Source organism: Roseateles sp. GW821-FHT09G09, from assembly GCF_059415965.1.
This window is the reverse complement of record NZ_JBWKOG010000001.1, coordinates 490,647-514,093: the sequence shown is the minus strand read 5'-3', so window position 1 is coordinate 514,093 and position 23,447 is coordinate 490,647. Positions and strand designations below refer to the sequence as shown.

Here is a 23,447-nt window from a genome sequence, read left to right as displayed (position 1 = left end):
GCGCTTGCCTACATTGGGCGCTCCCCTCCACCCCCCGTGATGAGAAGAATCCCGTGAACCCACTTCGCCGCAAAGTCTCGCTGCTTGCCACCGCCGCCCTGCTGAGCGGCGCCGCGCTGATGCCCCAGGCCCACGCGCAGGGCTCGGTCACGCTGCTCAACGTCTCGTACGACCCGACGCGCGAGCTCTACCAGGACTACAACGCCGCGTTCGCGAAGTACTGGAAGGCCAAGACCGGCGAGACGGTCACGGTGAAGAACTCGCACGGCGGCTCGGGCAAGCAGGCGCGCTCCGTCATCGACGGCCTGGACGCGGACGTCGTGACGCTGGCGCTGGCCTACGACATCGACGCCCTGCACGACCACGGCAAGCTGCTGCCGGCCGACTGGCAGAAGCGTCTGCCCAGCAACGCCTCGCCCTACACCTCGACCATCGTGTTCCTGGTGCGCAAGGGCAACCCCAAGCACATCAACGACTGGCCGGACCTGGCCCGCAGCGGCATCGACGTGATCACGCCGAACCCGAAGACCTCGGGCGGCGCGCGCTGGAACTACCTGGCGGCCTGGGCGTATTCGCTGAAGCAGCCGGGCGGCAATGCGGAGTCGGCCAAGGCCTTCGTCAAGCGCATCTACGCCAACACCAAGGTGCTGGATTCCGGCGCGCGTGGTTCGACGACCACCTTCGTCGAGCGCGGCATCGGCGACGTGCTGATCGCCTGGGAGAACGAGGCCTACCTGGCGGTGAAGGAGCTGGGGCCGGACAAGTTCGAGATCGTCACGCCGAGCCTGTCCATCCTGGCCGAGCCGCCGGTGTCGGTGGTCGACAAGACCGTCGACAAGAAGGGCACGCGCAAGGTGGCGCAGGCCTACCTGGAGTACCTGTACTCGCCGGAAGGCCAGGAGATCGCGGCCAAGAACTACTACCGTCCGCGTGATCCCAAGATCGCCGCGAAGTACGCCAAGACCTTCGCGCCGGTGAAGCTGGTGACCATCGACGAGGTCTTCGGCGGCTGGCGCAATGCGCAGAAGACCCACTTCGACGACGGCGGCGTCTTCGACCAGATCAGCGCGGTGCGCTGAGTCCCGACGGGACCGCGCTTCACGCATCAACGTTTGTCTCCTCGGTCGGTCTCGGGCGCTGCGCAAGCGGCGTCATAGGCAACCAGACCGTTCGCTCTGTGCGAGCAGCCCCGCTGGCCACAAGCCGGCGGGGCCTTTTTTCGTCTCCCCCGCCGGATCAGGACCGGCAGTGACCAACTACCGGTCCCCGGCGCACGCCATGGCCGCCGCGCGACCGTCGCCCGCAGCGATCCCCGTATGCTGTCGGTCGTGAAGTTCCTCGCTCCGCTCCGCTCGCGCCTTGCCGCCCTCCTGCCGTCGGCCATCCTTCTGATGGCGGCGCCGCATGCACATGCCCAGGCGTCCGGCGCAACGCCTGCCCCCACGGCCACCGCCGTGGCCCCCGCCCCTCCCGTCACGAAGATCACCTGGCTTGCGTCCGACCACGCACCCCAGATGACCGGCGCCAACGCCAGCGGCGTGACCGCGCGCGTCACCGCCTACCTCGAGAAGCAATGGCCGGGCGTGCGGCACGAGGTCGTCTTCGCCAACGCCAAGCGCAGCTGGCAGATGATCGAGAACGGCGAAGAGGTGTGCCGCGCCAACATGGTCCGCACGCCCGACCGCGAGAAGTCGGCCTACTTCATCAACACCCAGCTCACCCCGCCGCCGGGCCTGATCGTCCGTCGCGACAAGCTCAAGCTGCTGCCGCGCAACGCCGCCGGTGAGGTGCAGTTGCCCCGGCTGCTCGCCGACCACGCCCTGCGCGGCGCGCTCATCGACGGCCGCAGCTACGGGCCGGCGCTCGACGAGATGCTGGCCGCCCGGTCCGTCGACAGCACCGTCACGCTCTATTCGCCCAAGGACTTCGGCGCCCGCGTGCTGCAGATGCTCAGCCTGGGGCGCGCCGACTATTCGGTGGAGATGGACATGGCGCTGGTCATGGCCGGGAATCCGGAGGACCTCGTCAGCGTGCCCATCCAGGGCGCCAGCGAGCTGGTGATGGCCGGCATCGCCTGCGCGAGGACGCCGTGGGGACTCGCGGCGATCCGCGGCATCGACAAGGCCTACGGCCGGCCAGAGGGCGCCGCCAACCTGCGGCAGGGCCTGATGCGCTGGCTCACGCCGGAAACGAAGGCCCACTATGCGGCGCGCTTCGATGCGTTCTATCGCGAGCGCAGCAAACCGTCTCGCATCGACCCCTGATCCTCACCGACGGGGGTCATCGGCGATCGCCGGCGACCGCCGACCCGCCGACGCCGCGGCACTCGCGGCACTCGCGGCACTCGCGACGCTCAGGACTGCCGCTCCACGCGGTTGCGTCCGCCGTCCTTGGCGCGATACAGCGCCTGGTCGGCGCGGCCGAGCAGTTCCTCGACCCGCAGATCCTCCGGCCGCAGCGCCGTGACGCCGAAGCTCGCCGTGAGCGAGGTCGGCGCCGAGCCCGGCTGCAGCGCCATCCCGCTGATCTCGATGTGGTGGCGCAGGCGCTCCACCAGGTGCGTCGCGTCCTCCAGCGAGGTCTGCGGCAGCAGCAGCGCGAACTCCTCGCCGCCGAGCCGGCCCAGCAGGTCCTGCTTGCGCACGATCTGCGCGCACAGCTGCACCAGGTGGCACAGCGCCGCATCGCCGCGCGCGTGGCCCAGCGTGTCGTTGATGCGCTTGAAGTGGTCGACGTCCATCATCACCAGCGACATCTCCAAGCCGTAGCGCCGGCTGCGCGCCAGTTCCGCGTCGGCATGCTCCAGGAAGCAGCGCCGGTTGGCCGCGCCGGTCAGCGCGTCGGTCGTCGCCAGCCGCTGCAGCTCGATCTCCAGCCGCTTGCGGTCGGTGAAGTCCACCAGCGTGCTCAGCACCGAGGCCGCGCCGTCGTAAACCACCGGCACCATCGACAGCAGCATCCACAGCTCGCTGCCGTCGGCGGCCAGCAGGCAGATCTCCTCGCCCTGCAGCCGGCCGTGTTCCTTGAACTTCACCTGGATGCGGTCCCGCTCGCCGGGCTCGCGGTAGAAGCTGATCGCCGGCTTGCCGACGAGGTCGTCCAGCGGACGGCCCACGATCGCCGCCGACGGGCCGTTGGCGTACACGATCAGCGCGTCGTGATCGCGCGTCACGACCATCGGGATCGGCGCGTGATCGAGCACGGCGCGCAGACGCTCTTCGCTGTCGGCGAGCTCGCGCGTGCGCTGCGCCACGCGGCGCTCCAGGTGGGCATTGAGCTCCTGCAGTTCGGTCACCAGCCGCGCGTTGTCCACGGCATTGACGACGTTGGCGCACAGCAGTTCCAGGAAGCTCACGCGTGCCTCGGTGAACACGCCGGCCGCGGCGGCGTTCTCCAGGTACAGCGCGCCCACCGTCTGTCCCTGCTTGAGCAGCGGCAGCGCCAGCACCGAACGCGGCGGCGAGGCGTGGCGCTGGAAGTAGTCCTCCATCGTGGCCAGGCCGCGGGCGTCGACGATCAACTCGCGCTGACCGTCGCGCAGCACGCGGCTCATCAGCGACAGCGGCAGCTGCTGGCCCGCGCGCTCCAGCGGGAGCTGCTCGAGCAGATGCAGCCGGGGCAGCTCGCCCAGCGTCGCTTCCGCCTGCAGCACCCAGCGCGAGGGACCGGCCGTGCCGCTGGCCAGCACGATCGCCGCGCGCTGCGCGCCGGCGTTCTCGGCGACCACTTCCAGCAGACGTCGCAACAGACGCGGCAGATCGGGCTGGCTGCTGATCGCCTGCACGGCCTTGGTCAGCGTGCTGAGGTCGGCCGCGTCGGCACGGATCTCGCCGGTGTCGGAGGCCGCCTCGATCGCGGGGGGTCCGTCCTCGATCGGCAAGGACATCGCCTCGCCTGCCAGCGCGGTGACGCCCCAGTCCTTCCATGTGCGCTGCAGGCGCAGCCGCGCCTGGGCGGCCCGCGCCGGGTCGCGATCGCGCCAGGCGTCCGCCTGGGCCCGCAGCACCGCCGCCAGATCGAGCGGCGTCCCCTGCGGTCCGGCCGCCGCGTCCAGCGCCTCGGCCAGCAGCCGGTCGACCTCCTGCTCCGGCGCTCCCGACAGCATCGCCTGCTGCGCCTGCAGCAGCGCGACACGGTCGTGAAGGTGGCCGGGTCCGGCATCCCGCCAGCGCCGCAGGCGCAGCAGCGCGTCGTCCTCGAGGGCCTGATCGCGCGCACCGCCCGCCAACGCGACGCGCTGCGCCGCCCAGGCCGCGACGAACAGCAGCAGCGATTGCGCGTGCATGCCGCGTCCCGCCGCGAACAGGGACCGCGCTTCGAGCGCCAGGCGCAGCGCGGGCGCCGGCCGGTCGGCGATGAAATGCAGCACCGCCTGCCAGCCGTGCAGGAACATCAGGCCGGTCTGGTCCTGGCGCTCGCCGTAGGTGCGCGCCAAGGCCTCCAGGCCGTCGAAGCCTTCGTCCGGCAGTCGCGGTTGCCGCAACGCGCGCACGAGGCCGAGCAGCGCCTCTTCATAGTCCGCGGCCACCGGCTGGCGCATCGCGCGCAGGCGCTGGCCGTGCGTGACCAATTGCTCTTCCAGCGCCGGCAGCGGCCTGCCGGACAGCAGCGCATGCACGTCGTGCACGTAGAGGCCGAGGCCCGCATGCCGCAGGTTGCCGAATTCCAGCCCGTTGCGGTGCGTCTGCATCAGGCCGTCCATGCTCACGCGCAGCCCCTGCACCCAGTGGCTGAGGAAGGCATGGAACGAGAAGCCCGCATGCGCGAAGACCTGCATCCAGCCGTGCCGCTCGACCAGTTGCGTGGACATGCGGCCCAGGTCGTGGGCGAAGCGGTAGTCGCCGAGGAACTCCGCGCACATCAGCCCCAGCACCGAGTACGCCGACAGCGCCTGCGGCACATGGCCGTGGTCCACCATCAGGCGGACCTGGAACAGCGTCAGCAGCGGCAGCAGCGCCGGCCGCACGATGTAGGCCGCGGCGGTCATCTTGGCGGCGATCGAGATCAGCAGCAGCCGCTGCTCGTCGCGCATCGGTCCGCGCGCGGCCAGCGTGTCCAGGCCGATGCCGGCGATCTCCTGCTGCAGGTCGGCCAGCAGCTGCATGACCTGGGCCATCGCATCGGGACCGCCGGCGCGCGGCAGCTCGGCGCCGAGCAGCAGGAACAGCTCCAACCCGAGATCGACGGTGTCCGCGAGCCGGCCCTGCGCGTAGAAGGCCTCCATGCGGACTTCCAGCAGCCGCGCCCGCTGCGCGTTGTCCGCCGCATCGGCGATCGCCGATTCCAGCAGCGCGTCCATACGGGACGGACGACCGGCCAGGTAGGCCATGCGCGCCGCGTGATGCAGCCAGGCGGCGCGCTGCGGCGAGCAGGGCGCCAGTTCGAGCGCGAGTTCGGCGTAGTCGGCCGCGGGCTCGAACGCGGCGGCGTCCATCGCCAGCCGGGACGCCTGGGCGTTGAAGCCGGCCAGCGCCTGGCGCTCGGCATCGTGGTGCGCCTCGTGCAGCAGCAGGCGCGAGGCGTTCAGGTGATGCAGCACCGTGTAGGGCAGCGGCACATCGGGATGCGCGGCGAGGTGGCCGTCGCGCAGCAGGCGGCCGATGCGCAGCTGCAAGGCGGGACGCTGGTCGGCCGCGATGCGCTGCAAGGCGGCCTCCTGCACGCGGTCGTGCGCGAAGGCATAACGGACCGACTCGCTGGCCTGGCCCTGCAGCTGCGGCGCGTAGCGGTACAGCGCGCTCGCCGGCACCAGCAACTGCGCCTGCAGCGCCGGCAACAGGTCGATGGCGAGCAGATCGGCCGGCACGTCCAGCGCGGTCGCCAGGCTGTCCAGGCCGAAACCCGCGCCCAGCAGCGCGGCCACGCTCAACGCCTGTCGCGTCGTGTCGGGCAGGCGCTCGAGCTGCTGCAGCATCAGCGCGACGACGTTGTCTGCCGTGCGCGTGGCCGCGATGCGCTCCAGTGCGTGGTCCCACCGTTGCGCGGCGGGGTCGTAATGGATCAGGCCGCGCCGGACTAGGTCCTCGAGCAGGCGGCGGAGGAAGAAGGGATTGCCGGCGGTCCGCGTCTGGCAGAGGCGGGCGAGCTCGTCGAGCCCCGCGTCCTCCTCGGACGGGTCGCGATGCAGGCTGTCGGCCAGCAGTTGCCGCGTGTCGTCGAGTCCGAGAGGACCGACGCGCAAGGGCATGAAGCGCTCGCCGAGCTGCTGGCGCAGTTCCGCGAGTTCCTGCGCGATCGGATGACCGGGCGGAATCTCGTTGTCGCGGTAGGCGATGACGAACAGCGTGTGGCGCAGTGTCGCGTCGTGCAGGCACTCGCGCAGCAGGCGACGCGAGGCGCGGTCGGCCCACTGCCAGTCGTCGAGGAACAGCGTCTGCGGCTCGCCCTCGCGCGCCAGCGCCGCGAACCCCTGGCTGACGGCGCGCAGGAAACGGTTCTCCGCTTCGGCCGGACCGACCGGCATCAGCGGGGCGTCCACGGCCAGCAGCGGCCTCATCTCCGGCAGGGCCTGCGCGAGCAATGCGGCATTCGCGCCGAGGCGCTCGCCCAAGCGCTCGCACCACATCGCCTGCTGCGGCGCCGGCAGCGCCAGCACCTGCGCGGCGCGCTGGAGCAGCAGGTGGAGCAGCGGGCCGTAAGCGCGGTCCTGTCCGTACTGATTGAACTTGGCCGCCGCGAAATGCCCGCGCTGCGCCAGCAGGCTGCGCTGCGCCGCCAGCACCAGCGCGGTCTTGCCGATGCCGGAGAAGCCGGCCACCGCCACCAGCCCGGCGCCGATGGCAGGGCCGGACGCGGCGTCCTCGAAGGCCTGACCGAGTTGCGCCTGCGCCGACTCGCGACCGTAGAGCCGGCCGCTCGGCTGGAAACGCACGGCGGCGTCGCCCTGACCCGGCTCGAAGCCCGGCAGCCCGCGGCCCTGCTCGAGCGCCGCCTCGCAGAGCTGCAGATCGTGTCGCAATGCCTGGTGACCCTGGTAGCGGCCCTCGGGCTCCTTGTGCAGGCAATGGGCCACCACCTGCGCCAGCGGCTCGAAGACCTGGCGGTTGCGTGTCGTCGCCAGCGGCGCCGCCAGCGCCAGGTGCGCATGCACGGCACGCGCGGGATCGTCGATGTTGAACGGCGGCGCGCCGGTCAGCGCTTCCAGCAAGGTGGCGCCGAGGCTGTAGAAATCGGCCCGGTAGTCGACGTCGCGGCTCATGCGGCCGGTCAGCTCGGGCGCGAGCGTCGCCAGCGACGCCTCGATCAATTCGGCGCGCTGGACCAGCGGCCGTTCGCGTTCGATCTCGGCGGCGAGCCCCAAGTCCGCGATCAGCACCTTGCGCGGTTCGATCCCGGCACCTGACAGCAGCAGGATCTGGCCCGGACCGAGATTGCGATGGATCAGCCCGTGGCCGTGCAGGTGCTGAAGCGCGTCGACCAGATCGAGGGCGATGCGGATCAGCGCGTCGTTGTGCAGCGTGCCGCGCCGCAACCGGTCCCGCAGGGTCTCGGCGCCCAGATCGGGCAGCAGCAGGGCCGGTCGGCGCTCATGCTCGATCAGCGCGGTCGGACGCAGCACGAAGGCGGGATCGAGCCGCTGCGCGAGTTCGAATTCGCGACGCAGCCGGGCCACCGCGGCGGGATCGGCGCGGGCATCCCGCAGGCGCTTGAGCAGCGCCATGCCGCCCTGGCCGTCGCGGACCCGGACGACCTCGCTCCGGCGCCCCTGGTGGAGCACCTGCTCCGCCAACCAGGGTCCTGGATCGGTCGCCTCCCACGCTCGTCTGTCCGTCATCCCATCCGCTCTCTGTTGTCTGCGGACTGTAACGGCTGGCTGAGACAGACCCGGTTCACGCCCCCGTCATGGGGACGGCGAACCGGGGAGGAAACGGAAGAAAGCGACAGCTCGGCCCAGCGTCGTGGCGCGGGTGGAACAGTGGGCGACCCGCACCGCCTCAACTGCCGTACTTGATCGAGCAGCCGTAGGGCTTGGTGCTCGCATGGGTGATCTTCTTGCCGGCGGCCAGCTCGCCCAATGCCGTCTTCACATACGGATCGGCCTTCGCGATGTCATCGGCCTTGGCGGTCGCGATGCTGTCGATGCCGCCCTTGTAGACCAGCACGCCCTGCGGGTTGACGATGAACAGATGCGGCGAGGTCTGTGCGCCATAGGCCTTGCCCAGTTGGCCGCTCGGATCGAGCAGCACCTGAGTCGGCGCCGCGCCGCGGTCCTTGTTCAGCTTCGTCGCCGTCGCGCCGTCCACATGGCCCTGCTGGCCGGGCGCGGACGAGATCACCTGCAGCCACACGACGCCTTGCGCGGTGGCCTCCTTCTGCAGCGCCGGGATGTTGCCGCTGCCGTAATGCTTCTTCACGTAGGGGCAGTCGTGGTTGGTCCATTCCAGCACCACGGTCTTGCCCTTGTAGCTGTCCAACGTGACCGTCTTGCCGTCGGCCGTGGTCGCGCTGAAGGCCGGCGCGGGCTGATCGATCTGCGCCTGCGCGTGCGCCAGGCCGGTCATCGCCATCGTCGCCGCGAAGGCGGCGCCGGCCAGCACGGTGCGGCGCGACAGCGCGCCGCGGAACGACGAAGTCGTGGAAATCATCGAGCGGGTCATGACGGGGTCTCCAGGATGAAAACGGCTGTGGAAAGAAGGGGCGCCGAGCGCGGACGCTCAGGTCGTGCCGGCCCGAAGGGCCGTGGTGACGATGCCGGGCGTCAGCAACTGCGGCAGTACCTGCGCGTCGCTGCCGGTGCCGGCGGGATAGAACAGGTACAGCGGCACGCCGCTGCGGTCGTGCTGTTTCAGCAGTTCGGTGATGCGCGGATCCTGGCGGGTCCAGTCGCCCTTGAGGTAGGTCACGCCCTGCTTCTCGAAGGCACCGCGCACCTCTTCGGTCGAGAGCGCCACCCGCTCGTTCACGAGGCAGGTGATGCACCACGACGCGGTCAGGTTCACGAACACCGGCTTGCCCTGCGCGCGCAACTCGGCCAGACGTTCGGGGGAGTAGGGCTCGTGATCGGCGGAAGCGGCTTGCGGGGAACTGCCCGATGTCGCCGCGCCTGGCGACTCTTCGCCACCGAGGGCCGCCACCGCCGGCAGCAGCGCAGCCGCCGCGGCCATCGAAGCGACCGCCACACCGGCGCCAGTCCACCGCCAGCGCGGCGCGGCGTTCCGGCTGACCGATCGGATCCAGGCAGCAAGCGCCAAGAGTCCCATCCCCGCGAGTGCCGCCAGCACGCCCATCGGTCCGGCCTGCTGGGCGATCACCCACACCAGCCAGATCGCAGCCGCGAACATCGGGAACGCCAGCGCCTGCTTAAGCACGTCCATCCAGACGCCGGGTCGCGGCATGCGTCTCTGGAGCGCGGGCCACCACGCCAGCGCGAGGTAGGGCAGCGCCAGGCCCAGTCCCAACGACAGGAAGACGGCCATCAATTCGAGCGCCGGCTGCGCCAACGCGTAGGCCATCGCCGCGCCCATGAACGGCGCGGTGCACGGTGTCGCGACCACGGTCGCGAGCACACCGGTGAAGAAACTGCCGGCGAGCCCGGGTTTGCTCGCCAGACCTTGCCCGACGCCTGCAAAGCCGGCGCCGATCTGCAACTGGCCCGCGAGGGACAGTCCCAGCACGAACATCAGCCAGGCCAGCAACAGCACGAACAGCGGCGAGTGGAACTGGAATCCCCAGCCCACGCTGCCGCCCGCGCCCCGCAACGCAAGCAACACCGCGCCGAGTGCGGCGAATGCAGCGAGCACACCGGCGGTATAGGCGAGTCCCTGCCGACGGTGCTCACCCGCATCGCCATGCAGGAAACCGAGTGCCTTGATCGCCAGCACCGGGAACACGCAGGGCATGAGATTCAGGATCAGGCCGCCGACCAGCGCGAGGCCCATCGCGGTCCAGAGGCTGAGGTCGGTCTCTCCACGGCCTGAAGACGCCAGCGCCGCTGGCCCCGTTGATCCCGTTGATCCCGTTAACCCCGGCAGGGCGCGCGTCGCCGTCGGTGAGGCGATCGGCGTCGGCGCTGGCGCCGTTGCAACACCGGTCACCGGCAGGTTGACTTCCCACGCCTTGCCGTCGAGCAACAGCAAACCGTTCATCGTCTTGCCTGCAGTGGCCGGCTCCTCGCCGACCGGCATACGCAGCCGCCAGTCGTCCCCGGCGCGATCGAGCTGCGGCTTCGCCGCATGCTGGATGCGGCCCCAGTCCTGCGGCATGAACAGGGCCTGCTTGATCGCGGGCACGGCCGAGGCGGGCCATGTGACGAGGACATCCCTGCCTTCGATCCGCGCCGCAGCCGGGAACGACGCCTTGCCGGGCAGTGCGGCGCGCGCCGCGGACAAGGCGGATGCGTCGGCCGAATCTTTTGCCGCGGTGCCGACGGGGAGGGACAACGACAGCGTCGCCTGTTGCGGGATGCATTCCTCGCGGCAGACGAGCCAGGTCGCCTCGGCGTTCACGGTGGCGGTCGAGCCAGGGGCCAGGTCTTGCGGCAGGCGGACCTCGGTCAACAGCAGGACCTGGTCCTCGTAGCCGTAGTTGGTGATGGGGCCGACGTCGAAGCGTTTGGGCGCGGGCCACAGGATGTCGCCGGCGACTGCGCTTCTGGGCAGCGTCCATTCGATGCTGGTGGGCTGACCCGAATCGCCGGGGTTCTTCCAATAGGTGTGCCAGTGCGGCGCGATGCGCTGTTCGAGTGCGAGCAACAGGGTCTGCCCTGGCGCCACCTGTGAGGAGGCGCTGATCAATCGGACCTGGACTTCGTCGGTGGCGGAGCGATCGGTGGGCGGTGCGGCGTTCGCCGCAGGCATCGGCGATGCGACAGACACGAGGGTCGCCAGAGCGACCACCGTCGACAGCGTGGCAAGGGTCGATGCCCCCGCCGAACGCAGCAAGTTCATGGGAAGAAGACGCATGGGCGCGATGCTAGGCAATGGGCCTGCCCCTCACAAGGCGTAGCCTTTCCTTGTTTCCTTACTTCCGCGATTCGAAGAATTCGGAAAAGCCGGTACTTGCGATTTCCACGATCCGTGACCAGCGCCAGAACCGGGAAGTCAGCGCGTGCGGGTGGGGCCGGAATGGGGCTTGGGGTCCCTGGAGGGGTGCCCCATGCCCCGTGGAGAGCCCGCGCTTGGCAAAACGGGGTAGGTCAGCCTCAAAAACACAAAAAACCGTCGTTCAAAAACGCTGAGAGCCTGACACCCCCTGCCAGGAATCAACGCTGAAATCAGCCGTTCGGAATATCGGGTTCAACCAGCTGCGCAAGGAGGGTCAGGGATTCCTGCCAGCCGAGATGACAGGCTTGGGAGGGGATGACATCGGGGATGCCGTCCTGCGTGACCTGCATTTCCGTCCCGCAGAAAACGGAGGTCAGCTCGATGGTCGTTGTCATCTCGCCGGGCAGGCTGGGGTCGTCGAAGCGGCTGGTGTAGCGCAGCTTCTTCCCGGGTTCGAGCTCGAGGTATTCCCCGCCGAAGCTGTGCGACCCGCCGGCTGAGAGGTTGGTGAAGGACATGCGCCAGGTGCCGCCGACCGTTGGATCCATCTGATGCATGGTCCCGGTGAAGCCATGCGGCGGCAGCCATTTGCACATCGCCGCCGCGTCGGTGAATGCGCGGTAGACGCGTTCCGGCGGGGCTTTCAGGACGCGGTGCAGGCGGATGGTGAAGGGCATCGGTGTCTCCGGGATTCGTTGGCGAATGGGAGATTCACGATAGCTCTGCAACGTGTCCGGCGCGAGACCCGCGCCCCTGACAGGGATTCCACGGAGGGGGTCTGGCGGACCGTCGCCCGGCCCCCGCCAGTCATGGGCCGTTCATGTCGGCATCGGACCTCTCGGCATCAGACATGCCGGCATCAGACCGAGAAGGACCACTCCAGGATGCCCGCACGTTCGGGCCGGCGCTCGCGCGCGGCGCGAGCCCGGGCGGCTTCGACCCACCGCTTGGCCAGCGGGAACGGACCGAATCCGGACTCCGTGTTGATGTGTCCGACCAGGCCGATGTTGCTGTAGCTGCTGCCCCAGCGCGTGGCCCAGCGCAGCGCGCTCGAGGCGCTCATCCACGGGTCGTTCTGGCTGGCGATCAACGCCGTCGGACGGCCCAGACGCTGATGCGGCAGGCTCTCTGCGAGACCGAACTTGTCCGGCTCGGCCGGTGCCACCAGCAAGGCCTCGCGCACCGGCGAGTCCGGATGGCGATGCAGGTGATGCGCCAACGCCAGGCAGCCGAAGCTGTGCGCCACGACGATCCACTCCCCGGGACCGGCATTGTCGATCCGCGCATGGATGCGCTCCGACCACCGCTCCAGATCCGGATGGCTGAAGTCTCGCTGCTTCACGCGGTGCGCATCGCGATATTGTTGCTCGAGCCAGCTCTGCCAATGCGCCGGCCCACTGTCGTGCAGGCCGGGGATGATCAACAGGCGCGGTTCGGCGCTGCCGTTGTGCTGCGTCGCACGGAGGGGGTAGAGCGCCATGGCGATCTCCTGCTGGTCTCGGGCCGGAGGCTCACAAGGTCGCGATCGACACCTCGGTGGACTTCACCAGGGCGACGACTTCCTTGCCGACCGTCAGGTTGAGTTCCTTCACCGAGCGCGTCGTGATGACCGACGTGACGATCAGGCCGGCGGCGGTCTGCACGTCAACTTCCGAGACGACCGGTCCTTCGACGATTTCCTTGATGGTGCCGCGGAACTGGTTGCGGACGTTGATGGCGGTGATGGTCATGTGAGGGGCTCCAAAGAAGATGGGGACCAGCTTAGGCAGCCCGGCTCATTTGCCGAACGAAGCGCTTGATGGATCAACATGCGTGGACCGAATATGAGCGGATCGGGCAGACGAGGTCCGGGGGGCGGGCAGGGCGCAGCGAATCGGAGGTCAAGGGAGAAGGTCGTTGCGCGATGCGCCCATCGGTCACCGTCACGCGGGAATCTCCGTTGATGGCAGTCATGGGGCGCCATGCACAATCGCGACTCCCCTGCCGGCGCCCGCCGGCGCATCGTTCGACACGGGTTTCCTGTCATGACCAAATCGTTTGCGCGCGGCCTGGCCGCGTTGTCGCTGATGGCCGCCTGCTGCGGCCAGGCCTTCGGATTCGGCGCCGTCGGCCACAATTCCGTGGGTGAGATCGCCGCCCAGCTGATCAAGGGCCACCGCGCCGAGACCGAGGTCAGGCGCATCCTCGGAACGGTCTCGCTGCGCGACATCGCGGTGTGGGACGACTGCGTGAAGGGCATCGATACCGGCAACGACTTCAAGTACGCCGTGACCGGCCGCTTTGCCGAGTGCGCGGTCTTCGAGAACAACGCCGAAGAAGAAGCGCGGATGCGCGACTACGTGAAGCGCAACTTCGAGCAGTGCGCCCCCAAGCCGGGCGAGGAGTCCTGCAACAAGCAGTACCACTACGCCAACGTCGCGATCCAGCGCGGCCGGTATGTGCCGGGCGCGATCGGCACCAGCGACCATGACCTGGTGCCCGCGCTCAAGGCGGCGATCCTCGTGTTGAAGACCGGCAAGCAGACGCCGCCGATGGACTTCAACGAGCGCGACGCGCTGGCGCTGGTCGTGCATGCGATCGGCGACATGCACCAGCCGCTGCACATGGGCTCGTTGTACCTGGATGCGGACGGCAAGCCCTACGACCCGGACACGCAAGGGGCCGACGCGCAGACTCACACGGTGGGCGCGAACGCCATCACGCTGCCCAAGCCGGACGGCACGCCGGGCGGCAACCTGCACAGCTATTGGGATGGGATGCCGGGTCGGCTGAGCGCCGAGCAACTGGCGGCGATGCCCGCGCTGGCCAGGGACGTGCCGCCCGCAACCGGCAATCCGGACGATTGGCCCGTGCTGTGGGCCAGCGAGTCCCTGCTGGGCGCTCGGGACGCCTTCGACGGCATGAGCTTCGGCGCCCGCCAGCAGAGCCTGCGCGGCCCGCGCTGGCTGGCCACGCCGCCGGCGGGCTACGACGCCCGCAGCCTGGAGCAGACGCGACTGAACGTCATCAAGGGCGGCGCCCGCTTGGCGCAGATGCTGGAGAGCATCTGGCCGGACAAGACTGGGATGACGGACAAGAAGTGATCGTCCGACCCGGATGAGCAAAGCCCCGCAGTGCGGGGCTTTTTCATTTCCTTGCCGTATCCCTCAAGCGATCAGCGCTTCGACTCCCTTGGATTCGACGAGTTGCAAGAGTCGGAGCGCGGTGCCGGTCGGCTGCTTGTTCGCTCTGGGAGACTCCCACTTCTGGACCGTCGACACGCTGACATTCAAGAACGCCGCGAAGACCGATTGGCTCATCTTCGCGACCCGCGTGCGGATCGCCGCGATCTGCTCGCTTGTGTATGCCGGAGGTGGGGCGCAAAGCGAACGAATCTTGGCCATGCTCGTCTTGGACATGAGCCCATACGAATTGAGATCCTCGGCAAACTCAAGCAGGTCGCTCAACATCCGAGCTTCTTCAGGATCCTTTCGTGCCATTGCAAATCTCCATCAATTGACCACGACGAATGGGCTCGGCCATGTCTTGCAGCGACATGCCCTGCAGGTCCAGCGCTGTCTGCCTCGCCACTTCAAGCACCGCAAGCGGGAAGTCGGACCCCGGTTCATTTTTTTCTCGTCCCAGGACGAAGAAGATGGCTTCCGCGTGGCGCTTCGCCACCAACGCCCGTAGACCGCCTCGCTTGCCGCGGCCCGCCACAGCGATGCGCTTCTTGCAGAGCCCATGGCCGAGGTCCGCTTCGAATCGACCCGCCTCAATGTCTCGCGCCGCGAGACACAGCAAGCAATCGGGCACCAACTTCCTCGCCCATCGATCAAATGCACGTGTCTTGAAAACCCTCTTCACACGATCTCCAAACTGTAGCACTTGGTGCCATAGTCTGTTCGACCGGCTCGAGCTTGTCTCTGGCTCAAAGATGCACTTAGTCTTGATGGGTTGGCCTGTGCACAACCCTGGGGATGCGCGATGAACAACTGGCGGGTTGTCCACAGCGGCCCAGCGCGTCCGGAACTTGTTGTCTTTCCATCCCGCGCTTCCCCGGGTTCGGCCCACACCGTTGCCCTGCTCGCAAGTCCTTGTTCTGACAAGCAATTCGGGCGTTGTCCACACGAACCCGCAAACACCTACTAATACGACCAAGGAGATATTCAATACAAGAAGATAAGAAAAGCGGGCATGTCACACTCTCGGAATGTCTGCTTTACCTGCTTCTCCAACGTCCCCCGCTTCGCTTTTCACCGCCTCCGCGGGGTTCGAATCGGCGTGTCAGATCGACGCGCTCCCGCCAGGACACCGCGCCCGCGGTCTTCACGGCCACAGCTATCTGGCCACCGTGCGGGCTGAACTTCCCGCCGGCTGGGCACCATTCCCAGGGGGCGAAGTCAGCGCGCTGCGCGATGGCCTCGAACGCTGCATCGCTCCGCTGGACCATGCGCTGCTGAACCAGCACATCACGCAACCCACCGACGAGAACATCGCCCGCTGGATCCGGCACCGCCTCGAGACCGAGTTCAAGGTGCCCGGCATCACGCAGGTGGGCATCCAGAGCACGTCGAACTCCGGCGTCGACCTGGATGCCAACGGCCATGCGCACGTCTGGCGCCGATATCGTTTCCAGGCCGCCCATCAGTTGCCCAACGTCCCGATGGGCCACAAGTGCGGTCGCATGCACGGTCACGGCTTCGAGTTGATCCTGCACGCCAACCAGGACCTCGGCGAACGCGACCTGAGCATCGACTACGACCACCTCGACGAACTGTGGGCGCCGTTCCACGCGCAGCTGAACTACCAGTGCCTGAACGAGATCGAGGGCCTGGCCAACCCGACCAGTGAGCTCATCTCGTCCTGGTTGTGGGCCCGGCTGAAGCCGCAGCTGCCTGAACTGAGCTGGGTCACGGTCTACGAGACCGGCTCCAGCGGAGCCAACTTCGACGGCGAGCGCTACCGGATCTGGAAGGAGTTCACCCTCGACAGCGCGGTGAAGCTCAAGCGCGCGCCGTCGCAACATCCGCTGGCCGGCATCCATGGCCACACCTTCACGCTGCGCCTGCACCTCAGCGCGGCGCTGGACCAGGTCTTCGGCTGGGCCATGGACTTCAGCGACGTGAAGCTGCTGTTCGATCCGATCTACAAGGCCATGGATCACCATCCGCTGCATGAACTCGCCGGCTTGCCGGACTCGGACACGGCCAGCCTGGCCGCCTGGGTGCTGCAGCAGGCCAAGGCGCAGCTGCCGCCGCTGGAGCGCGTCGACCTGTACGAAACCCGCGGCAGCGGCGTCATCGTCAGCCACGGTCCGTTCGAGGAGCTGATTCCGGTATGACCTACGCCGTCAAGGAAATGTTCTACACGCTGCAAGGCGAGGGCGCCCAGGCCGGCCGCGCGGCCGTGTTCTGCCGCTTCGCCGGCTGCAACCTGTGGACCGGCCGCGAGCAGGACCGCGAGAAGGCCGTCTGCACCTTCTGCGACACCGACTTCGTCGGCACGGACGGGCAGGGCGGCGGCAAGTTCGGCTCGGCCGACGCGCTCGCGGAAGCCATCGCCGCCAAATGGCCCAAGGACGAGCAAGGCCGCAACACCGGCACGCCGTACGTCGTCTGTACCGGCGGCGAGCCGTTGCTGCAACTGGACAGCCCGTTGATCACCGCGTTGAAGGCCCAGGGTTTCGAGATCGCCGTCGAGACCAACGGGACGCAGCCCGCGCCTGAAGGCCTGGACTGGATCTGCGTGAGTCCCAAGGCCGACGCGGAAGTCGTGCTGACGAAGGGCCATGAGTTGAAGCTGGTTTATCCACAGCCTCTGGCCTTGCCTGAGCGCTTCTCGGACCTGGCCTTCGACCACTTCTTCCTCCAGCCCATGGACTCGGTCCTGCAGAAGCAGAACACCAGGGCCGCCATCGCGTATTGCATGGCGCATCCGCAGTGGAAGTTGTCGATCCAGATGCACAAGGTGGTCGGCATCGACTGAAGGCGGCGGGGAGTTATCCCCGTTTCCGGAGCCGCTAGCGCAAGTCGGGCGCGGCTGTATAGCCAACAACGCTGTGGAAAACTTTCTGGCAACTGGCCACTTCTCCACAGGCGGGTGGGGGTCGGGTCTTGTTGTTGACTATCCATGCAACGCGAACCACGCCTTCCACGCACAAGGTTTCGATCGATACAGGGCGTTGTTTCTGAAAGGGATTTTCGACTTGTCCACAGAAAGGTCGTCCCTCTACTAAGACGACTAAAGAGATATTTAAAACCTTGATGTTGAAAACAGAGGCGAGAAATTTCTCTGCGACGTTGCCGTGTGGCGCCTGCAGCGCACACGGTGCTTGAGCAGGCGACGCCGGACTTGCACACTGCCAACCCATGGACATTGCCGACCTGCAACGACGGCTGCGCGACTTCGCCGCAGCCCGCGACTGGGACCCGTACCTCACGCCGAAGAACCTGGCGATGGCGCTGGTCGTGGAATCGGCCGAGCTCGTCGAGATCTTCCAGTGGAAGACCGCCGAGGAGTCGCGGCAGTTGTCGGCCGAGGACCATCAGCACCTGGGCGAGGAGATCGCCGACGTGTTGATGTACCTGCTGCAGATCGCCGACCGTGCCGGCGTGGACCTGCCCGCGGCGGTCGAACGCAAGATCACGATGAACGCCCGGAAGTACCCCGCCCCGACCGCATGAAACGCACCATCGCCGTCATCGACTTCGAGACCACGGGCAACTCCCCGCAGGGCGGTGGCCGTGCCACCGAGATCGCCGCCGTGCTGCTGCGCGACGGCGAGATCGTGGGCCAGTACCAGAGCCTCATGAACACCGGCGCCTGGATCCCGCCGATGATCGAGCGGCTGACCGGCATCAGCAACGAGATGGTCGAGGACGCGCCCGACGCCGCCAAGGTGATGCGCGAGGTGGCGGCCTTCACCGAGGGCTGCGGTTTCGTCGCGCACAACTCGAGCTTCGATCGCGGCTTCTGGTTGCACGAGCTCGATCGCGCGGACGCCGCGCCTCGCATCGCGCCCGAGTTCGCCTGTACCGTGAAACTGGCTCGCCGTCTCTATCCGGAATCACCGAACTGCAAGCTCGGGACGCTCGCGCGTCATCACCGCCTGCCGGACAACGGACGCGCCCACCGCGCCCTCGCGGACGCGTTGACCACCGCGCAACTGGTGCAGCGGATGCAGCGCGACATCGGTGTTGAACTCGCTGAATTTCTCGGTGAACTGAGTGTCGAACACGAGCTGCTGCTGCGTTTGCAGGCCGTGGCACGTCCCCACTGGCACAAGGCCGCGACCGGCTATTCGCACGATGTCCGCCGTCATCAGCAGGTCTCGCTGGTCTGAAGTTCGCTGGTCCGAAGTTCGCATGTCGTGAGCTTCATGGCATGGACCGCGTCGATCCGGCCTGCGCGGATCAAGATCATCAAAACATTTGCTGTCAAGGTGCCCGTTCGGGCGCATTGACTGGGACAATCCCGCCCTTTCCCCGAAATGCGTTTGTTCTCCAAGTATGTCGAGTATTCAGATTCGCCCGGCCACACTGCGTGATGCCAAGGCCATCGCCCAGATCCAGGTGAGTTCCGCTCAGGACGCGTACAAGGAGTTCTGGCCCGACAGCGCCCTGAACGGGTTGTCCGTCGCTCAGCGCCAGGCTTACTGGCGCGAGGCCATCAACATGTGCGAGCCGCAGGTGCTGGTCGCTCATCTGGACAACGAGGTCATGGGTTTCGTCGGCTTCGACCGCTCCCGCGACAAGGGCACGCCCTCCACCACCGGTGAGATCTGGGCCATGTACGCCATGCCCGCGCATTGGGACAAGGGCGTCGGCCAGGCGCTGGTCGAAGCGGCGCAGGAAGGTCTCCAGGAAGAAGGCTGCACCCGCGTCACGTTGTGGACCTACAAGAACAACGAGCGCGCGATGCGCTTCTTCGAGATCGCCGGCTTCAAGGCCGAGAACGACAGCGTCAAGGCGGTCGACGTCGAAGGCCGTGCGCTGGAACAGCTCCGGCTGCAGCGCTCGCTGGTCTGATCACGTGCTGGCGAAGCTGACGTCCAAGAACCAGCTGACCCTGCCGAAAAGCGTCACCGACAAGCTCGGTCCTGTGCAGTACTTCGAGGTGCTGCTGCAGGCCGGTCAGGTCGTGTTGACGCCGGTGCGCATCCAGCGCGGCGATGCGGTCCGGGCCAAGCTGGCGGAACTCGAGGTGGCGGACGGTGTCATCGCCCAGGCGATGGCCTTCGCCTCCAAAGCGGCGAAGCCCGCCGCCAAGGTGGTGAAGAAATCCGGCGCGGCGGCCAGGAAGGTCGCTCCCAAGACCCCACGCAAAGCGGCATGACCCGTCGATCGAAGAAGGCGGCGGCCGAGCTCGCCGTCATCGATCCGGCATTGATCCTGCGCGCGTTGCTGATGTCCGGCGGCGAGGCGCTCGGTCTGCGTCGTGCCTGGCAGCAGGGTGTGTTGAGGCCGCTCGTGAGCCCGGAGCTCGCGGCCACGCTGATGCGTGCATTGGCTTATCCGAAGTTCGCCTTGTCCGAGGCGCAGCAGCAGGAATTGCTCGCGGACTTCCTGCCGTACGCCGAGGTCGTGAAACCGGTGCGCGGACCGCGGATCGCGGGGGTGTCGGCGCACGCGCAATCGCTCGTCGAACTCGCGCTGCAGGGTGGTGCGTCATTGCTGATGTGCGACGACCTGGTGCTGTCGGCATGGTCTGCGAACAGTCGCAGCCAGTCGGCCCGGCAACTCTGCACGGTCCGTGCGATGTCTGCATGGTTCCAGGTGTTGCCCCCCTCTCAGCGGGACATCCTGCTTTGATAGATTCCGCGGTCGCTTATGTCCAGCTTTCACGACCGCATCCCCTCCAACATGTGGCGCGTGGTGTTCTACGAACGCCGCGGCAACCGTGTTCACCTCGATCGCACCGGTCCCTGGCTGCCTGAGAAATCGCAGGCCATGAAATGGGCCGACTGGTTCAAGGAGCAGGGTTATCACGTCGCGCTCCAGGACCAGAACGGCAGTCTTGAAAAGCTGCATGTGGGCCTCCCGGGCTGACGCTCGCGTCGAGGCTCAGGCGGCGGAGCGGAATCCCTGACGTTCCAATGCCCAGCCGTCCGTCGGTGCGACGTGGCTCTGGACACGCACGGTGCTCAGGCGCTTGCTGGCGGCCCGTTGGACCAGCTGCTCCGCCTGCTCCGGGGTCAGTTGTTGCGCGAATCGCGTCCAGCGCTTCTGCAGGAGGGGATCGCGCCAGGCATCCTCCAGCGCCCAGCGGATCTCCATCGGATCAGTGAGCGACTGGGAGCGCAACACGCGCGGGACCAGCGCCAGGACGAACTTCGAGAAATCGGCGCGCTGTTGCGACGCCATCAGGGCTTCCAGGCGTGTCAGGCGCTGGCTCCATCCCGGCGTGGCCAGTTGCCTCGTGACCAGGGCCTGCAAGGCTTGCACGGGGTTGAACATCCGCAGCCGGTTGGGCGGCAGCACGAGCATCGGCAGTTGCGCGGCCAGGTCGTGCGACATCGGCGTCACGAAGCTGGTCAGGATGGCCATGCGTTCCCAGGCGTCCGCATTCATGCCGCCGGCCATCGTCATCGGCCCTTGGCGCAGGCTCTGCGCCATCGCCCAGCATTGCTGCCATCCGCGGTCCAGTTTCGCGACGTTGGCCGCGTGGCTCATCAGGGCCAGGTTGCCCGCGGCATAACCGGCGTCGTCACGGACCCGGTCGATCGAACGGCGCTGCGGGTGATCCTGTTCGTCGTTGAATGCCAGGCGGCTGACCGGGCAGTGGGTCGTGTCCAACTGCTGCAGGTAGTTGGGCGTGACCAGCAGCGTCTCGAAGCTGCGGCCACGCTGCCACGCATGCAATCGCAGCGACAGCCACAGCTGCGTATGACGATGCGACTTGAGCGTTCGGGCGCCGAAGGTCGACCGGCCCAGCTGCCAGCCTTGCTGCAACGGCGATTGACGGAACAGCTGCTCGACCGGCGGCGTCAGGCCGTGGTGGGCGTAGTCCCAGCCCAGTTCGAAGCCGACGCGCTCGTGGCTCGAGGCACCGGTGTCGTCCTTGGTGTCGTCCAGGACCTCGACCACGGTCATCGGCAGGGGCAGTTGCTGGATGGCGATGTCGTTGGCAGTGCGGCGGATCGTGGCGACCATGGAGCTTCTCCTTGAGGACTTGGAAACCGGGGCCTGGGACAGGACTGCTTCAGGCTTGGATCAAGTATTCAAGGTGGGTAGCTCATAGAATGAGCCATCGAATCGTCAGTCGACAGAAAAGTGGTGATCGATCACCCAGATCTGTCAGGAGAGCCCCGCATGGACCGCACCGAGCGCTTCTACAAGATCGAGATGCTGATCCGCAGCCGCGGCTGCGTGAGCTTCGCGGAGATGCGGGAGCTGCTGGAGGTTTCGCCGGCGACGCTCAAGCGCGATCTCCAGTACCTGCGCGAGCGGATGGACGCCCCGATCGAATACGACGCTGCCGAGAACGGCTACCGCTTCGGTCAGCAGTGGCGCGGCCAGCGGCATGAGCTGCCTGGCGTGTGGTTCAGCGAGAAGGAGCTGCATGCGCTGCTGACCATGCATCAGATGATGGCCGGCCTCGACGAGAACGGGCTGCTCAGTCGCCACTTGCAGCCGATGCTGGACAAGCTGACCGGCATGCTCGGCGGCGACGAGGTCGAGGCGCAGGAGATGACGCGTCGCATCAAGCTGATCTCGACGGCCCGGCGGCGGGTGCCGTCGGAGCATTTCGAGACGGTCGGGAGCGCCGTGGTGAAGCGCAGGCGGCTGAAGCTGCGTTACCGCAAGCGCGGACCCGGCGGCGGATCGGTCAGCGAGCGGGAAGTGTCCCCGCAGCGTCTGGTGCACTACCGCAACACCTGGTACCTCGATGCCTGGTGCCACGCGAGCGACGGGCTCAGACGTTTCGCGCTCGACGCGATGGAGGATGCGGCGGTGCTGGAGGACCAGGCCGCCCGCAGCTTGCCGCTGAAGGAACTCGAAGGGGAGCTCGACCAGGGTTACGGGATCTTCGCCGGCGGCGATCCGCAATGGGCGACGGTGATCTTCAGCGAGCAGATCGCCGCCTGGGTGTCCAGCGAAGAATGGCATCCTGCCCAGCGCAGCGACTGGCTGCCGGACGGACGCTGGCGGCTGGAGCTGCCGTTCGTCGATGCGACCGAGCTGCTGATGGACCTGTTGCGGCATGCCGGGCAGGTCGAGGTCCTGGAACCGCCCGCGCTGCGCGAGGCCTACGCCAAGCGCCTCAGGACCGCGGCGGCTGCCGTGGCCTGAGCGGAGCGTTCCAGACGCTCAGGAGGCGTTTCCAGGGCCTTCGTGGGCTTGTTCCGAGGCGTTCTCGGTGGCGTCCTTGGCGGCGTCCTCGGCGACATGGCGGGCCAGGCGCTCGCTTTTCCAGTAGACGTCGTCGCCGCCCTTGCCGTCGAGGTTGGCCCGGTTGAGCACCCGCGCCAGCACGAACAGCAGGTCCGACAAGCGGTTCAGGTAGTGGCGCGGCGCCGTGTTGATCGTCTCGGTCGCGGCCAGGGTGACGACGGCGCGTTCGGCGCGCCGGGCGATCGTCCGGCAGACGTGGGCGATCGCGGCGCTGCGGGTGCCCGCGGGAAGGATGAACTCGGCCAGGCGGGGCAGGGCGGCGTTGTGGTCGGCCAGCGCCTGGTCGAGGTGCAGCACGGCGGCCTCCTTCAGCAGGCTGTAGCCGGGCATGCAGAGCTCGCCGCCCAGGTTGAACAGCTCATGCTGGATCGTGACCAGCAACGCCCGCACATCGTCGGGCAGCGGCTCGGCCAGCAGCACGCCGATCTGGGAATTCAATTCGTCCACATCGCCCATCGCCTGCACGCGCAGATGATCCTTGGGGACGCGGGAGCCGTCCCCGAGGCCGGTGGTGCCGTCGTCGCCGGTGCGGGTCGCGATCTGGGAAAGTCGATTGGCCATGACGGGTGCCGCGCGGGCTGCGGAAGTGCAAACCCGGCATCTTGCCGCAACTCGCCCGCCCCGCGGGCGGGGACCGTCAGTTCCGGCTGCCGCTGCGGTGGAACACCGGGCGGTGGTGGCTCATCCCGGTCGTATGGCCGTGGATGTCGTGGACCGTGGGGCGGGGAATGCCGACGGGTCTCGGGACGTGATGCGTCTGCGGGCGTGTGCCCGGTTCGGCGGGCTCGGCGGGGATGCCGGGGTCGATGTCGCGGGCCGCGACGTCGTTGGGGAGGTGACGGAGCTGATCCATCCACCAGACCTTCAGCCACTCCATGTGCAGGGTGGCGAGCACCAGCAGCGCCAGCAGCAGGGCCCAGATCGTCCATAACCACAGATGGGACATGGCGGACTCCTCATGTCGCGCGGTCGGCCGCGCGGTCCGTCCATGCTGTCACTGTGCGGGTCGCGGCGCAAGCGCGACGCGGCAAGCGGTTGCGGCGGCCGTCCTTCCTAGAATCGACCGGACAACACCGGCCGGGGAACTGCT

Annotated in this window: 23 protein-coding genes; 12 read left to right on the top strand and 11 right to left on the bottom strand. The window is 67.8% G+C overall.

Annotated elements, in window-relative coordinates; translation table 11 throughout:
- Nucleotides 1-53 precede the first annotated feature (53 nt).
- Together AC07O8_RS02280 and AC07O8_RS02275 are read left to right on the top strand one after the other, a co-directional pair.
- Nucleotides 54-1,079, top strand: a complete 1,026-nt coding sequence (locus AC07O8_RS02280; protein WP_431264437.1) for a sulfate ABC transporter substrate-binding protein — start codon at nt 54-56, stop codon at nt 1,077-1,079.
- Between the two features lie 375 nt (nt 1,080-1,454).
- Entirely contained in the window at nt 1,455-2,264 is an 810-nt protein-coding gene (locus AC07O8_RS02275) for a TIGR02285 family protein (protein ID WP_495046495.1), read from the top strand.
- An 89-nt stretch (nt 2,265-2,353) separates the two neighbouring features.
- Here AC07O8_RS02275 and AC07O8_RS02270 read toward each other — a convergent pair whose 3' ends face one another.
- The 6 genes from AC07O8_RS02270 to AC07O8_RS02245 all read right to left on the bottom strand — a co-directional run bounded on the left by AC07O8_RS02270 (nt 2,354) and on the right by AC07O8_RS02245 (nt 12,712).
- Nucleotides 2,354-7,774 carry a diguanylate cyclase gene (locus tag AC07O8_RS02270; protein WP_495046494.1) on the bottom strand — a complete coding sequence of 1,807 codons (5,421 nt, stop codon included), beginning with the start codon at nt 7,772-7,774 and terminating at the stop codon, nt 2,354-2,356.
- 160 nt (nt 7,775-7,934) lie between these two features.
- A complete protein-coding gene (locus tag AC07O8_RS02265) occupies nt 7,935-8,597 on the bottom strand; it encodes a redoxin domain-containing protein (RefSeq protein WP_495046493.1) in 663 nt (220 codons plus the stop codon).
- A gap of 57 nt (nt 8,598-8,654) precedes the next feature.
- Entirely contained in the window at nt 8,655-10,886 is a 2,232-nt protein-coding gene (locus tag AC07O8_RS02260; RefSeq protein ID WP_495046492.1) for a protein-disulfide reductase DsbD family protein, read from the bottom strand.
- A 326-nt stretch (nt 10,887-11,212) separates the two neighbouring features.
- Nucleotides 11,213-11,659 (bottom strand): SRPBCC family protein, encoded by a 447-nt coding sequence (locus tag AC07O8_RS02255; RefSeq protein WP_495046491.1) that lies wholly within the window; start codon nt 11,657-11,659, stop codon nt 11,213-11,215.
- A 182-nt stretch (nt 11,660-11,841) separates the two neighbouring features.
- Nucleotides 11,842-12,462, bottom strand: coding sequence for an RBBP9/YdeN family alpha/beta hydrolase (locus tag AC07O8_RS02250; protein ID WP_495046490.1), 621 nt, complete (start codon nt 12,460-12,462; stop codon nt 11,842-11,844).
- A gap of 31 nt (nt 12,463-12,493) precedes the next feature.
- On the bottom strand, nt 12,494-12,712 hold the full coding sequence (locus tag AC07O8_RS02245) for a TOBE domain-containing protein (protein ID WP_067280234.1): 219 nt from the start codon (nt 12,710-12,712) through the stop codon (nt 12,494-12,496).
- Nucleotides 12,713-13,006: 294 nt separating this feature from the next.
- Between AC07O8_RS02245 and AC07O8_RS02240 the strand changes: the two genes are divergently transcribed.
- Nucleotides 13,007-14,065 (top strand): S1/P1 nuclease, encoded by a 1,059-nt coding sequence (locus tag AC07O8_RS02240; protein WP_495046489.1) that lies wholly within the window; start codon nt 13,007-13,009, stop codon nt 14,063-14,065.
- A 63-nt stretch (nt 14,066-14,128) separates the two neighbouring features.
- Here the strand turns inward: AC07O8_RS02240 and AC07O8_RS02235 are convergent, their stop codons facing one another.
- Complete coding sequence (locus AC07O8_RS02235) at nt 14,129-14,431, bottom strand: helix-turn-helix domain-containing protein (protein WP_495046488.1); 303 nt, start codon at nt 14,429-14,431, stop codon at nt 14,129-14,131.
- A 10-nt stretch (nt 14,432-14,441) separates the two neighbouring features.
- Complete coding sequence (locus tag AC07O8_RS02230) at nt 14,442-14,828, bottom strand: type II toxin-antitoxin system RelE/ParE family toxin (protein WP_495046487.1); 387 nt, start codon at nt 14,826-14,828, stop codon at nt 14,442-14,444.
- A gap of 346 nt (nt 14,829-15,174) precedes the next feature.
- Here AC07O8_RS02230 and AC07O8_RS02225 point away from each other — a divergent pair, with 346 nt between their 5' ends.
- The 8 genes from AC07O8_RS02225 to AC07O8_RS02190 all read left to right on the top strand — a co-directional run bounded on the left by AC07O8_RS02225 (nt 15,175) and on the right by AC07O8_RS02190 (nt 20,011).
- On the top strand, nt 15,175-16,305 hold the full coding sequence (locus AC07O8_RS02225; protein WP_495046486.1) for a 6-pyruvoyl trahydropterin synthase family protein: 1,131 nt from the start codon (nt 15,175-15,177) through the stop codon (nt 16,303-16,305).
- A complete protein-coding gene (gene queE / locus AC07O8_RS02220) occupies nt 16,302-16,949 on the top strand; it encodes a 7-carboxy-7-deazaguanine synthase (RefSeq protein WP_495046485.1) in 648 nt (215 codons plus the stop codon). The genes AC07O8_RS02225 and queE overlap by 4 nt, the downstream gene beginning before the upstream one ends.
- 383 nt (nt 16,950-17,332) lie before the next feature.
- A complete protein-coding gene (locus tag AC07O8_RS02215; protein ID WP_495046484.1) occupies nt 17,333-17,647 on the top strand; it encodes a nucleotide pyrophosphohydrolase in 315 nt (104 codons plus the stop codon).
- Nucleotides 17,644-18,306: a 3'-5' exonuclease gene (locus tag AC07O8_RS02210; protein ID WP_495046483.1), complete on the top strand. Its 663-nt coding sequence runs from the start codon at nt 17,644-17,646 to the stop codon at nt 18,304-18,306. Before AC07O8_RS02215 ends, AC07O8_RS02210 begins: the two co-directional genes overlap by 4 nt.
- 166 nt (nt 18,307-18,472) lie before the next feature.
- Nucleotides 18,473-18,991, top strand: a complete 519-nt coding sequence (locus tag AC07O8_RS02205; RefSeq protein ID WP_297524668.1) for a GNAT family N-acetyltransferase — start codon at nt 18,473-18,475, stop codon at nt 18,989-18,991.
- Nucleotides 18,992-18,995: 4 nt separating this feature from the next.
- Entirely contained in the window at nt 18,996-19,298 is a 303-nt protein-coding gene (locus AC07O8_RS02200; RefSeq protein WP_495046482.1) for an AbrB/MazE/SpoVT family DNA-binding domain-containing protein, read from the top strand.
- A complete protein-coding gene (locus AC07O8_RS02195; protein WP_495046481.1) occupies nt 19,295-19,774 on the top strand; it encodes a PIN domain-containing protein in 480 nt (159 codons plus the stop codon). The genes AC07O8_RS02200 and AC07O8_RS02195 overlap by 4 nt, the downstream gene beginning before the upstream one ends.
- 18 nt (nt 19,775-19,792) lie before the next feature.
- Nucleotides 19,793-20,011, top strand: a complete 219-nt coding sequence (locus AC07O8_RS02190) for a hypothetical protein (protein WP_495046480.1) — start codon at nt 19,793-19,795, stop codon at nt 20,009-20,011.
- Nucleotides 20,012-20,026: 15 nt separating this feature from the next.
- On the opposite strand, the gene AC07O8_RS02185 is transcribed toward AC07O8_RS02190, so the two are convergent.
- Nucleotides 20,027-21,115 (bottom strand): hypothetical protein, encoded by a 1,089-nt coding sequence (locus AC07O8_RS02185; RefSeq protein WP_495046479.1) that lies wholly within the window; start codon nt 21,113-21,115, stop codon nt 20,027-20,029.
- Between the two features lie 159 nt (nt 21,116-21,274).
- Between AC07O8_RS02185 and AC07O8_RS02180 the strand changes: the two genes are divergently transcribed.
- Entirely contained in the window at nt 21,275-22,255 is a 981-nt protein-coding gene (locus AC07O8_RS02180; protein ID WP_495046478.1) for a helix-turn-helix transcriptional regulator, read from the top strand.
- A gap of 18 nt (nt 22,256-22,273) precedes the next feature.
- On the opposite strand, the gene AC07O8_RS02175 is transcribed toward AC07O8_RS02180, so the two are convergent.
- The gene (locus tag AC07O8_RS02175; RefSeq protein ID WP_495046477.1) at nt 22,274-22,918 is read right to left on the bottom strand and encodes a cob(I)yrinic acid a,c-diamide adenosyltransferase; all 645 of its coding nucleotides are present in this window, start codon (nt 22,916-22,918) and stop codon (nt 22,274-22,276) included.
- A gap of 76 nt (nt 22,919-22,994) precedes the next feature.
- Nucleotides 22,995-23,303 (bottom strand): hypothetical protein, encoded by a 309-nt coding sequence (locus AC07O8_RS02170; protein WP_495046476.1) that lies wholly within the window; start codon nt 23,301-23,303, stop codon nt 22,995-22,997.
- Nucleotides 23,304-23,447 lie beyond the last annotated feature (144 nt).